The sequence below is a fragment of the Streptomyces acidicola genome (assembly GCF_009377235.1).
In the GTDB taxonomy this organism is placed as follows: domain Bacteria; phylum Actinomycetota; class Actinomycetes; order Streptomycetales; family Streptomycetaceae; genus Streptomyces; species Streptomyces acidicola.
In genome coordinates this window covers 46,455-58,831 of sequence record NZ_VMNX01000013.1, presented here as the reverse complement: position 1 = coordinate 58,831, position 12,377 = coordinate 46,455, and the positions used below count along the sequence as shown (strand labels likewise).

11 protein-coding genes are annotated in these 12,377 nt (G+C 72.6%); 9 read left to right on the top strand and 2 right to left on the bottom strand.

From position 1 onward, the window contains the following. Positions 1-86 precede the first annotated feature (86 nt). The 7 genes from FPZ41_RS07080 (at position 87) to FPZ41_RS07050 (ending at position 8,900) form a co-directional block, all read left to right on the top strand. The gene (locus FPZ41_RS07080; protein WP_152860200.1) at positions 87-920 is read left to right on the top strand and encodes a M55 family metallopeptidase; all 834 of its coding nucleotides are present in this window, start codon (positions 87-89) and stop codon (positions 918-920) included. Beyond that, positions 913-2,247, top strand: a complete 1,335-nt coding sequence (locus FPZ41_RS07075) for a M20/M25/M40 family metallo-hydrolase (RefSeq protein ID WP_152860198.1) — start codon at positions 913-915, stop codon at positions 2,245-2,247. The genes FPZ41_RS07080 and FPZ41_RS07075 overlap by 8 nt, the downstream gene beginning before the upstream one ends. A gap of 13 nt (positions 2,248-2,260) precedes the next feature. Then, positions 2,261-4,276 carry a S9 family peptidase gene (locus FPZ41_RS07070; RefSeq protein ID WP_152860196.1) on the top strand — a complete coding sequence of 672 codons (2,016 nt, stop codon included), beginning with the start codon at positions 2,261-2,263 and terminating at the stop codon, positions 4,274-4,276. Continuing rightward, on the top strand, positions 4,273-5,235 hold the full coding sequence (locus FPZ41_RS07065; protein ID WP_322619912.1) for a S66 peptidase family protein: 963 nt from the start codon (positions 4,273-4,275) through the stop codon (positions 5,233-5,235). Before FPZ41_RS07070 ends, FPZ41_RS07065 begins: the two co-directional genes overlap by 4 nt. 221 nt (positions 5,236-5,456) lie before the next feature. Beyond that, on the top strand, positions 5,457-7,352 hold the full coding sequence (locus tag FPZ41_RS07060; RefSeq protein WP_407698759.1) for a CocE/NonD family hydrolase: 1,896 nt from the start codon (positions 5,457-5,459) through the stop codon (positions 7,350-7,352). A 55-nt stretch (positions 7,353-7,407) separates the two neighbouring features. Further along, on the top strand, positions 7,408-7,983 hold the full coding sequence (locus FPZ41_RS07055; protein WP_322619911.1) for a GNAT family N-acetyltransferase: 576 nt from the start codon (positions 7,408-7,410) through the stop codon (positions 7,981-7,983). An 11-nt stretch (positions 7,984-7,994) separates the two neighbouring features. Then, positions 7,995-8,900, top strand: coding sequence for an arginase family protein (locus FPZ41_RS07050; RefSeq protein WP_152860194.1), 906 nt, complete (start codon positions 7,995-7,997; stop codon positions 8,898-8,900). 37 nt (positions 8,901-8,937) lie between these two features. Here FPZ41_RS07050 and FPZ41_RS07045 read toward each other — a convergent pair whose 3' ends face one another. Further along, positions 8,938-9,291, bottom strand: coding sequence for a VOC family protein (locus tag FPZ41_RS07045; protein ID WP_152860192.1), 354 nt, complete (start codon positions 9,289-9,291; stop codon positions 8,938-8,940). A 125-nt stretch (positions 9,292-9,416) separates the two neighbouring features. Here FPZ41_RS07045 and FPZ41_RS07040 point away from each other — a divergent pair, with 125 nt between their 5' ends. Together FPZ41_RS07040 and FPZ41_RS07035 are read left to right on the top strand one after the other, a co-directional pair. Continuing rightward, on the top strand, positions 9,417-9,938 hold the full coding sequence (locus FPZ41_RS07040) for a phage holin family protein (protein ID WP_152860190.1): 522 nt from the start codon (positions 9,417-9,419) through the stop codon (positions 9,936-9,938). Between the two features lie 144 nt (positions 9,939-10,082). After that, entirely contained in the window at positions 10,083-11,114 is a 1,032-nt protein-coding gene (locus FPZ41_RS07035; RefSeq protein WP_407698758.1) for an SDR family oxidoreductase, read from the top strand. A 27-nt stretch (positions 11,115-11,141) separates the two neighbouring features. On the opposite strand, the gene FPZ41_RS07030 is transcribed toward FPZ41_RS07035, so the two are convergent. Next, positions 11,142-12,233 carry an enolase C-terminal domain-like protein gene (locus FPZ41_RS07030; RefSeq protein ID WP_152860188.1) on the bottom strand — a complete coding sequence of 364 codons (1,092 nt, stop codon included), beginning with the start codon at positions 12,231-12,233 and terminating at the stop codon, positions 11,142-11,144. Between the last annotated feature and the right edge of the window lie 144 nt (positions 12,234-12,377).

Genomic DNA, 12,377 nt, shown 5'->3' with positions numbered 1-12,377 from the left:
GGCCATCGGGCGCGGTGCTGGTGGGTTGCGGGAGGTTCCGGGTGCCGGTCGGCGGTATCCCCCGCCGACGCGTAACGTGAAGCACCATGAAGATCCTCATCAGCGCCGACATGGAAGGCGCCACCGGTGTGACCTGGCCGGGCGACGTGCTGCCGGGGACACCGCAGTGGGAGCGGTGCCGGTCGATGTTCACCTCGGACGTGAACGCGGCGGTGCTCGGCTTCTTCGACGGCGGAGCCGACGAGGTACTGATCAACGAAGCGCACTGGTCCATGCGCAACCTGCTGCTGGAGCGGCTCGACGAGCGTGCCCAGATGCTCACCGGACGCCACAAGTCCCTGTCCATGGTCGAGGGCGTGCAGCACGGAGACGTGGACGGCATCGCGTTCGTCGGCTACCACGCGGGCGCCGGCATGGAGGGCGTCCTCGCCCACACCTACCTCGCGAACTCGATCACCGGGGTGTGGATCAATGACGTACGGGCGAGTGAGGGTCTGCTGAACGCGCACGTCGTCGCCGAGTACGGCGTCCCCGTCGTCCTCGTCACCGGCGACGACGTGGCCTGCGAGGACGCCCTCGGGTACGCTCCCGAGGCGCTCAAGGTCGCGGTCAAGGACCATGTGTCGCGGTACGCGGCGGTGTGCCGGACACCGGCCAGGACGGCCGCCGACATCCGCGCGGCGGCCCAGCAGGCGGCATCGCTGGCGGTGCGTCACGAACCGGCCGCCGACGGGCCGTTCACCGTGGCGCTGGAGTTCGACGCGGAGCACCTGGCGATGGCGGCCACCGTCGTCCCGGGCGTGGACCGTATCGGAGAGCGGAAGGTCGCCTACACCAGCGCGACCATGTACGAGGGCATTCGCACGTTCAAGGCGGTCACCACGATCGTTTCGGCCGCGGTGGAGGAACAGTATGGCTGACAGCACACGAGGGCACGTCGACGAGGAGGCGCTCGACGAGGTCGTACGGTTCACCTCCGACCTCATCCGCATCGACACCACCAACCGCGGCGGCGGGGACTGCCAGGAGCGCCCGGCCGCCGAGTACGCCGCCGAGCAGCTGGCCGGGGCCGGCCTGGAGCCCGCCCTGCTGGAGCGCACCAAGGGCCGCACGAACGTCGTCGCCCGCATCGAGGGCACCGACCCGTCCGCCGACGCGCTGCTCGTCCACGGTCACCTGGACGTGGTGCCGGCCCAGGCGGAGGACTGGAGCGTGCACCCGTTCTCCGGGGAGATCCGCGACGGCGTCGTCTGGGGGCGGGGCGCGGTCGACATGAAGAACATGGACGCGATGATCCTCGCGGTCGTGCGCGCCTGGGCACGGTTCGGGGTGCGGCCCCGGCGCGATCTCGTCATCGCCTTCACCGCCGACGAGGAGGCGAGCGCCGAGGACGGCTCCGGGTTCCTCGCCGACGAACACGCCGGACTCTTCGAGGGCTGCACCGAGGGCATCAGCGAGTCGGGTGCGTTCACCTTCCACGACGGCTCCGGACGGCAGATCTACCCCATCGCGGCGGGTGAGCGCGGCACCGGCTGGCTGAAGCTCACCGCGCGCGGACGGGCGGGCCACGGCTCCAAGGTGAACCGCTCGAACGCGGTCACCCGGCTGGCGGCGGCCATCGCACGCATCGGCGCCCACGAGTGGCCCGTCCGGCTCACCCCGACCGTGCGCGCCGCCCTCACCGAACTGGCCGCCCTGTACAAGATCGAACCCGACCTCGACGACCCCGACGGTGTCGACGGACTCCTCGGCAAGCTCGGCCCGGCCGCCGCGCTGGTCGAACCGACCGTCCGCAACAGCGCCAACCCGACCATGCTGGACGCCGGGTACAAGGTCAACGTGATCCCCGGGGAGGCCGTCGCGTACGTGGACGGCCGGTATCTGCCCGGCGGCGAGGACGAGTTCCGTACGACCCTCGACCGGCTCACCGGACCCGACGTGGACTGGGAGTTCCACCACCGCGAGGCGGCCCTCCAGTCGCCCGTGGAATCGGCGACGTTCGCACGGATGCGGGCCGCCGTCGAGGAGTTCGCGCCCGAGGGCCACGTGGTGCCGTTCTGCATGTCGGGCGGCACGGACGCCAAGCAGTTCTCACGCCTCGGCATCACCGGCTACGGGTTCTCGCCGCTGAAGCTGCCGGAGGGCTACGACTACGGGGCGCTCTTCCACGGTGTCGACGAGCGCGTACCGGTCGAAGCACTGCACTTCGGGGTACATGTCCTGGACCGCTTCCTGCGGACGGCCTAGGGACGACAGGGAAATGGGGGATCAGGTGCAGACGCTGCCGTACGGTTCGTGGCCCTCGCCGATCGACGCGACGCTCGCCGCCGCGCACGACGGCCACGCCGAGTACGTGGGCTTCGTCGGCGAGGAGGTCTGGTGGACCGAGCCACGGCCCACCGAGGGCGGACGGCGCACCCTGGTCCGGCGAGGACCCGACGGCGGGGAGGAGTCTTTGCTGCCCGCCCCGTGGAACGTGCGCAGCCGGGTCATCGAGTACGGCGGACAGCCGTGGGCCGGAACGGTACGGGACGGCGAGCCCCTCGTGGTGTTCGTGAACTTCGCCGACCAGCGGCTCTACCGGTACCGGGCGGGCGCCGACCCCCAGCCCCTCACCCCGCTGTCCTCCGCGGGCGGCGGCCTGAGGTGGGTGGACCCGCAGCTGCGGCCGGACCGGGACGAGGTGTGGTGCGTCCTGGAGGAGTTCACCGGCGACGGACCGACGGACGTACGGCGCGTCCTCGCCGCCGTGCCCCTGGACGGCTCCGCGGCCCAGGACCGTGACGCCGTAAGGGAACTGACCGAGGAGCGACACCGCTTCGTCACGGGCCCCCGTGTCTCCCCCGACGGGCGGCGCGCGGCCTGGCTCGCCTGGGACCACCCGCGCATGCCCTGGGACGGCACGGAGCTGGTCGTCGCCGACGTGACCGACGACGGCACGCTCCGGGAGCCGCGGACCGCGGCCGGCGGCCCCGAGGAGTCCATCGCCCAGGCCGACTGGGCGGCAGACGGCACCCTCGTGTATTCCAGCGACCGCACGGGCTGGTGGAACCTGTACGGGCTGGGACCGGACGGCCGGGAACGCGCCCTCTGCGCGCGGGCCGAGGAGTTCGGCGGGCCGCTGTGGAAGATCGGGTCGCGCTGGTTCGCGCCCCTGGAGAGCGGACTGATCGCCGTCGTGCACGGACGGGGAGCCACCGCGCTCGGCATCCTCGATCCGGAGACCGGCGAGGTCGTCGACGCGGCCGGCCCCTGGACCGAGTACGCACCGACGCTCGCCGTGCACGGCGGCCGCGTCGTGAGCATCGGGGCGAGCCCCCGCAGCGCGTACGAGGTGGTCGAGCTGGACACCGTCCCCCATGCGCGGCCGAGCACGCGCGGGGGCGCCCCCATCGGCCACGCGCGCGTGATCGGCGCCGCCCAGGACGACCCGGTGGACCCGGCGTACTACCCCGAGCCCCAGATCCGCACCTTCCACGGACCAGCCGGACGCGAGATCCACGCACACGTCTATCCGCCCCACCACCCGGACCATGTGGCACCCGGCGACGAACTGCCGCCCTACGTGGTCTGGGCCCACGGCGGCCCCACCAGCCGGGCGCCGCTCGTCCTGGACCTGGCGATCGCCTACTTCACCTCACGCGGCATCGGCGTGGCCGAGGTCAACTACGGCGGGTCCACCGGGTACGGACGGGCCTACCGCGACCGGCTGCGCGAGCAGTGGGGCGTCGTCGACGTCGAGGACTGCGCGGCCGTCGCCCGCGCGCTCGCCGACGAGGGCACCGCCGACCGTGACCGGCTCGCCATCCGGGGCGGCAGCGCCGGCGGCTGGACCACGGCGGCGTCCCTCACCACGACCGACCTCTACGCCTGCGGCACGATCCTGTACCCGATCCTCGACCTCGCGAGCTGGGGCTCGGGGGAGACCCACGACTTCGAGTCGCAGTACCTGGAGACGCTGGTCGGCCCGCTCGCCGAGGTCCCGGCACGGTACGCGGAGCGCTCGCCCGCCGAGCACGCCGAGCGGGTCACCACCCCGTTCCTCCTCCTCCAGGGACTCGACGACGTGATCTGCCCGCCCGCGCAGTGCGAGCGGTTCCTGGCGAGGCTGGAGGGACAGCGGGTCCCGCACGCCTACATCGCGTTCGAGGGCGAGGGCCACGGATTCCGGCGGGCCACCACCATGGTGCGGGTACTGGAGTCCGAACTCTCCCTGTACGCACAGGTCTTCGGCCTGAACCCACCCGGTATCCCGACCCTGGAGCTCGCCAAGTGACAGCACCGACCCGTCCGGTTCCGCCGTCCTCTCCGGCCTCGCTGACCCGGCCCGCCCGTCTCGCCCCCGGAGCCCGGGTGGCGATCGTCGCGCCCAGCGGACCAGTCCCCGAGGAGCGGCTGAGCACGGGACTCGACCTCCTGCGCGGCTGGGACCTGGAACCCGTCGTGGCACCCCATGTGCTCGACCGGCACTCGGGGTTCGACTACCTCGCGGGCACGGACGCCGACCGGGCCGCCGACCTTCAGGCCGCCTGGTGCGATCCGTCCGTGGACGCCGTGCTGTGCGCCCGGGGCGGCTACGGGGTGCAGCGGATGGTCGACCTGCTCGACTGGGACGCGATACGCGCGGCGGGCCCCAAGGTGTTCGTCGGGTTCAGCGACATCACCGCGCTGCACGAGGCGTTCGCGACCCGGGCCGGACTGGTCACCCTGCACGGTCCGATGGCGGCGGGCGTCGACTTCCTCAAGAACGCGACTGCCCAGGAGCATCTGCGGGCCACCCTCTTCGAGCCGGAGACGGTACGGACCATCGCCCCCGCCGGGACGACCGCGCTGGTACCCGGGCGGGCCCGGGGCCTCCTGCTCGGGGGCTGCCTGTGCCTGCTCGCGACCGAGCTGGGCAACCCGCACGGCCGGCCCTCCGCGCGCGGAGGACTGCTCTGCCTGGAGGACGTCGGCGAGGAGACGTACCGCCTCGACCGCTACCTCACCCAACTCCTGCGCGCGGGCTGGCTCGACGGCGTCTCGGGGATTCTGCTCGGCTCCTGGGCCGAGTGCGCGCCCTACAACGAGGTGCGCGCCCTGCTCACCGACCGGCTCGCGGGGCTCGGAGTGCCGGTCGTGGAGGAGTTCGGGTTCGGGCACCGGGAGGGAGCACTGACGATCCCGTTCGGAGTGACGGCCGAGCTGGACGCGGACGCGGGCACACTGACACTGGACGAGCCGGCGCTGGTGTGAGCCCGGGGGTGCCGGAGGAGCGGACGTCGTTCACTGAATCCCTGTCAAGAAAATTACGAAACGGTAATTGACCCGTCCCGGCACGTGCCACACCATGACAAACCGCCCGTTACCTATCGGCCGGTAGTCGGGTTGTCCTCTGCGTGGAGGTCCTCGTGTCCCGTCGTCGCACCCGTGCGTCCAGAACCCGTTCCTCGCTCGCCCTCGCTCTGGGAGCGGCACTGTCCGTCCCGCTCCTAGGGCCTGTGTCGGAAGCGGCGCCTGCCGGGCGACGCCTGGCACGCACTCTCGCCGCACCGAGCGAAAGCCCAAGTACGTCCAGTACGAGGGCTTCCGCCCGGCACGCCGAGAGCACGCACCAGACCCCGCCCGGCCCGCCCTCCGGGCGGACGACGCCACTTCCGACACAGGCCCTAGCGGCCGCGCCCGCCCCGCCGGCCGGCCAGCACACCGTCACCGCTCTGAGGTTCACGGTCCAGGCAGGCGGCCGGACCTGCGTGGTCGACGCCGACCTCTACCGCCCGGCCGGCGTGGACCCCGCCCACCCGGCACCCGCGGTGCTCGCCACCAACGGCTTCGGCGGCAGCAAGTCGGACCGCGGGACCGCCGAGATCGGCAGGGCGTTCGCGGCGCGCGGCTATGTCGGACTCGTCTACTCCGGCCTCGGCTTCGGCCGGTCCGGCTGCCTGATCTCCCTCGACGACCCGCGCGTCGACGGCGCCGCCGCATCCCGGCTCGTCGACTTCCTGGCGGGCACGCGCGCCGCCGACGACGGCACGAAGGCCGACTTCGTCAGCCAGGACGGCAAGGGAGACCCGCGAGTCGGCATGATCGGCGGGTCGTACGGCGGCGCGGTCCAGCTGGCGACGGCCTCCGTCGACCACCGCGTCGACGCCCTCGTCCCCATGATCACCTGGAACGACCTCGCCTACTCGGTCGCCCCGAACAACGCCACGGGCGCCCGCGCGGTGCCCGGCGCCTTCAAGTGGCAGTGGACCAACGGCTTCTACCTCATCGGGGAGGGCCAGCAGCTGCTCGCGCCGAGCCTCGACCCGTCCCGCTTCAACTCCCGCCGCTGTCTGCACTTCGTGAGCCGCGCCTGCGAGATGTTCCGGACGCTGAACTCGGGCAGCTACCCGGCGGACCGGACGAAGGATTTCCTGGCGTACACCCGCAGCGTGTCCCCCGTCTCCTACCTCGGCATGGTGAAGGCACCGACCCTCCTGATCCAGGGCCAGGCCGACACCCTCTTCAACCTGGACGAGGCCACGGCGACCTACCGGACGCTCAGGGCGCAGGGCACCGAGACCAGGATGATCTGGCAGGCATGGGGCCACAGCAGCGGCCTCACCGGCCCGCCGACCGGCGAACTCGACCTGGCGAAGGGCAACCTGGAGTCCAGCTATGTCGGCCGCCGCATCCTCGCCTGGTTCGACCGCCATCTGCGGCACCGCCAGGTCGACACGGGACCGGCGTTCGCGTACTACCGCGACTGGGTCACGGACCCGGCGCGCACGTATGCCACGGCCACCCAGGTCCCCGCCCTCACCGAGACCCTGTACCTCTCGGGAGACGGAACGCTCGTCGACAGCCCGAGGAAGGTCGCCCCCGGGAGCCGCTCCTACACCAACTGGCCGACGCCGACGAGCCATTCCGAGAGCTCCCTCGCCGGACTGATCGGCTTTCCCGACCCGCCACCGTACGACACCCCGGGGACGCACCTCGCCTGGACGACCGGCCCCCTCACCGCCCCCGTCGACGTCGTCGGCGCGCCCCGGGTCACCGTCCGGGTGACATCGCCAGGAGCCGAGCGTGGGCAGGGCTCCGGGAACGCGGCGGACAAGCTCGTGCTGTTCGCGAAGCTGTACGACGTCGCGCCCGACGGCAAGCAGACCCTCGTCCGCCGACTGGTGGCACCCGTGCGTGTCCCGGACGTGACGAAGCCGTTCACCGTGTCGCTGCCGGGCATCGTGCACCGGTACGAGGCGGGGCACCGACTGCGGTTCGTGATCGCCGGCAGCGACGACGCGTACGTCGGCAACCGCGGCGTCAAACGGGTCACGGTCAGCAGCACGCCCGAGGACACGGGTGTGCTGCGGCTGCCGGTCGTTCACTGACGCGGGGCCGGGGAGAGCGGCCGCGGCGGCGCGTGCTCCGGCGTACCGTGGCGGGGTGTCCGACACCGTTCCCTACCTGGCCGAAGGCCCCCGCGTGGGCATCCGGCACTTCACCTACGACGACCGAGCCGAGTTCACCGCCCGGGCGCGGGAGAGCAGGGCTCTGCACCACCCGTGGCTGTTCCCGCCGGTCACCCCCACCGCGTACGCCACCTATGCGGAGCGGCTGATCGAGGACCCGACGAAGGCCGGGTTCCTCGTCTGTGAGAAGGACAGCGGGGCCATCGCCGGGTTCATCAACATCAACAACATCGTCGAGGGCGCGTTTCTGTGCGGGGTTCTCGGCTACGGGGCCTTCGCGCACGCCGCGGGGCGGGGGCTCATGGGCGAAGGGCTGCGGCTCGTCGTCGAGTACGCCTTCACCACCATGGGCCTGCACCGGCTGGAGATCAACGTGCAGCCCCGCAACGCCGCGTCCATCGCGCTCGCCCGGCGGTGCGGCTTCCGGCTGGAGGGGTTCTCGCCGGACTTCCTGTTCATCGACGGCGCCTGGCGGGATCACGAGCGGTGGGCCATCACCACTGAGATGATCGCCAAGGCGTCGTCTTCCCGGAGGTCGTCCCATCCGTGAGGATGGGGTTCATGAGAACCCTCGTCGTCGTGGACGCCCCGTCCAACCTGGGCCTGCGCCCGCCTGCCCCCGGCACCGTGCCCGGCTGCTACAAGCTCGCCGGGGCCCTGCGCGAGCAGGGCATCGTGCGCCGACTCGGCGCGCTGGAGGGCGGGGCCGTCGTACCGCCGCGTTACGACCGGGGGGACTGGCAGGAGGGCGACGGTGTGTTCAACGCGGCGGCCATCGCCGCGTACACGCCGAAGCTGGCCGACCGGATCGAGCGTCACGTCCGCGCGGGCGACCTGCCCGTCGTCCTCGGCGGCGACTGCTCCATCCAGCTCGGCGCGTCGCTGGCGCTGCGCCGCATCGGGAGGTACGGGCTGGTGGCCGTGGACGCCTCCGCCGACTTCCGGCACCCGGGGAACTCCGACCGGGTCGGTGCCGCCGGCGGGGAGGAGCTTGCCCTCGCCACGGGCCGCGGGCAGGACGACCTGACGAACCTGGAGGGACGCGAGCCGTACGTGCGCGACGAGGACATACGGCTCTTCGGCGTCCGCGACGCGTTCACGGACGACCTGGCCGAACTGGGCGCCCTCAAGATCCCCACGGTGAGGGTGGGCGATCTGCGCACCTGGGGTCCCGAGGAACTCGGGCGGGTCACCGCACAGAGCTTCGAGGTGCCCCAGCCGGCCGGTTTCTGGGTGCACCTCGACGCCGACGTCCTGGACCCCTCGGTGATGCCCGCCGTCGACAGCCCCGACCCGGACGGGCTGCTGCCCGACGAACTCGTCGCCCTGCTGCGGCCCCTGGTCACCTCACCGCGCTGCGCGGGCCTCAACGTCACCATCTACGACCCCGACCTCGACCCGGAGGGCACAGCCGGGGCCCTGCTCACCGACGTCATCGTGGCGGCCTTCTCCGGCGCCGCCGACTGAGCCGCCCGCCGCGGACCGGGCCCGCCCGCGCCCGTACTCACTCAGGCGCGCGACGGTCCACGTACTCGTAGATGGAGCCGTCCGGGTGCATCGCGATCAGATTGCGGCCCGCGGGCGTCACCACCGGCCCTGCCAGGACATGGGCGCCCGAGTCGCTGAGGACCTGGTGGGCCTCGTCCACGTCCTTGACGGCGATGGTGGCGGCGACCTTGCGGAGCACCTCCAGCTCGGCCTCGGGACCGCTCATCAGCAGGAAGCAGCCGACGGCGGCCACCTGGACGCCACCGCGCTCGAAGCGCAGGGCCGGGCCGCCCGCGAGCCGTTCGTAGAAGGGGACCGTGGTCTCCAGGTCGTCGACGCAGATGCGCAGCGTGGCTCCCAGAATTTCCATGTGGCGAGCCTAGTTGGGGCGGGCCGGGCAGGAGATCGTTTCCTGGGGATCCTTCGGATCTCCCCGGAATCCGACGGTGGTGACGAGCGGCGTTACGTGCGGTGGGGCACGGGTACTCGCGGGCCATGGAACGCTTGGATCACTTGGAACATCTGGACAAGGATCTGGTCGACGAGCTGGCGCAGGTGGCGCGCGAGACCGTACGTGACGAGCTGCGGCAGCAGAGCCGCAAGCAGCGGCGCACGGCCACGCTGTACGCCGCGTCCGGCGCCGCCGCCCTGTACGCGGGCGCCGCGCTCGCACTCACCGTCGGCCTGCTGCTCGCGCTGGGCCTGCCCGGCTGGGTCGCCGCGCTGATAACGGCGGTGCTGCTGGGCGCCGCGGCGTACGCGCTGCGCAGCGCGGCGCGTCCCTCCGCGTCCCGGCCCGTCCCCGAGACGGCGCCGGGCACGTCCCCCGCGACGCCCCTGGGCGGGCGCGGCCCGGAGCATCCGCCGGTACCGCCCGTCGCCCCTGGCGGTGTCGGTGGTGTCAGTGGGACGGCCGGAGCCCCGGGTACATCGGCGCCCGGGGCCACGGGCACGGGAACGGGAGCGTCGCGTCCGGACGACACGGAACCCGGGGCACCGCACCGCCGGGAGCGGTGAGCGGGTGCGGCGGCCCCTCGACAGGAGCCGACCTTTCGGCACGGCCGGAAGCCATCGCTTGGAACATCGCTGGGAACAGGGGACAGGACCGTGCTGAGTCACCGGCCACTGAGGGGACGACTGCCGAGGAACCGCAGGACCGTTGTGGTGACCGGGGCCAGTGGCGGCGTTGGCCGGGCCACGGCACGGGCCTTCGCCGCCCGTGGCGACCGGGTCGCGCTGCTCGCCCGGGGACGCGAGGGGCTCACCGCGGCCGCGGACGAGGTGGAGCGCGCCGGGGGTGAGGCGCTCGTCGTGACCGTCGACGTTTCCGACGCGAAGGCCGTGGAGGACGCGGCCCAACAGGTCGCCGACGAGTTCGGGCGGATCGACGTCTGGGTGAACAACGCGTTCGCCGGGGTCTTCGCCCCGTTCACGGACATCACGCCCGACGAGTACCGCCGGGTCACCGAGGTGACGTACCTGGGCTGTGTGTTCGGGACCCGGGCGGCGCTACGGCACATGCTGCCCCGGGACCGGGGGACGATCGTGCAGGTCGGGTCGGCGCTCGCGTACCGGGGAATCCCGCTGCAGTCCGCGTACTGCGGGGCCAAGCACGCGATCCAGGGGTTCAACGAGTCGCTGCGGTGCGAGCTGCTGCACGCCGGGGCGGGGGTGCGTACGACGATGGTGCAGCTCCCTGCCGTCAACACCCCGCAGTTCGACTGGGTGTTGAGCCGTATTCCCGGGAGGGCCCGGCCCGTCGCGCCGGTCTTCCAGCCCGAGGTGGCCGCGCGGGCCGTCGTGCACGCGGCGGGCCACGCGCGGCGGCGCGAGTACTGGGTGGGCGGCTCCACGGTCACGACTCTGCTGGCCAACGCCGTGGCTCCCGGAGTGCTGGACCGGTATCTGGCACGGACGGCGTTCGAGGCGCAGCGGGAGACGGGGGAACAGGCCGAGCCGGGGAACCTGTGGAGCCCGGCCGACGGGCCGCACGGGCGGGACTTCGGGGCGCACGGGCGCTTCGACGACGAGGCCGTGGCGGACAGCGCCGAGGAGTGGTTCTCCCGGAACCGGGGGCGGCTGGGCGCGGGGGCGGTGCTGGGCGGAACAGTGCTCGGCGGGACGGCGGCCGTGCTGGCGGCGCGGCGACGGGCCGGCAGCAGGCGCGGACAGCGGGCAGCGGATAGCGGATAGCGGATAGCGGATAGCGGACAAGCGTCATCACACGACGCGGTACTCCTCCACATCGGCCGACCGCAGGGTCAGACCGTGGCCCACTCCCGCTGCCGGCCGGACGAAGCCTCCGGCGGGGTCGAGTACGCCGTCGAAGAAGAGGGACTCGACGCGGACGTGGTCGTGGAACCACTCGATGTGACGGAGGTTCGGGACGGCGGCGGCCGCGGCGGCATGGACGTGCGGCGCGCAGTGGGCGGAGATCTCCAGCCCGTGGGCCTGGGCGAGGGCGGCGGCGCGAAGGAACTCCGTGATGCCGCCGCAGCGCGTGGCGTCCAGCTGGAGGCAGTCGACCGCGCCGGCTGCGAGCATGCGGGCGAAGTACGGCAGGTCGTAGCCGTACTCGCCCGCCGCCACATCGCAGACCAGGGTGTCGCGGACCAGGCGCAGTCCCGTCAGGTCGTCCGAGGACACCGGCTCCTCGAACCAGCCCACGCCGTGGTCCGCGAGGGCGTGCCCGACCCGTATCGCCTGCTTGCGGGTGTACGCGCCGTTCGCGTCGACGTACAACTCCGCCTGTGGGCCGATCACTTGGCGTGCGGCCTGCACGCGGGCCAGATCTCGGGGTACGGCCCGCCCCCACGCCTCACCGATCTTGATCTTCACGCGGGGGATGCCCTGCCCGTGCACCCAGCCACCCAGCTGCGCGGCCAGATGCGTTTCGTGGTAGGTCGTGAAGCCGCCGCTGCCGTAGACGGGCACGGTGTCGCGGGCCCTGCCCAGCAGCCGGGCCAGCGGGAGTTCCAGGAGGCGGGCCTTGAGGTCCCAGAGGGCCACGTCCACCGCGGAGATCGCACAGGAGGCGACCCCCGGGCGGCCCGCGTTCCGTACCGTGCGGCACATGGCGTCATGGGCCGCCGCGATGTCGAACGCGTCGAGCCCCGTGACGACCGGCGTGAGCTGCTCGTGCAGCAGGTCGGCGACCGCCGCCGGACCGTACGTCCAGCCCGTGCCCGTCGTGTCGCCCGCCGTGATCTCGGCGACGACGACCGTCGTGGTGTCCCACGCCAGCGTCCCGTCCGCCTCGGGCGCGTCCGTGGGGACGGTGTAGACGGACACCACCGGTTGCTGGATCTTCATCGTGGGCCTCTCCGGGGCCTGCCCGCGCCCTCCCCGTACGTGTGTACTCGGCCCGGACGGCGAGGAGAGGGAACACCGTCCGGACCGAGAGCCTGCGGTGGACCAGGGTCCGAGTACCCGGAGGCCGCGGTGGAAACCCACGGA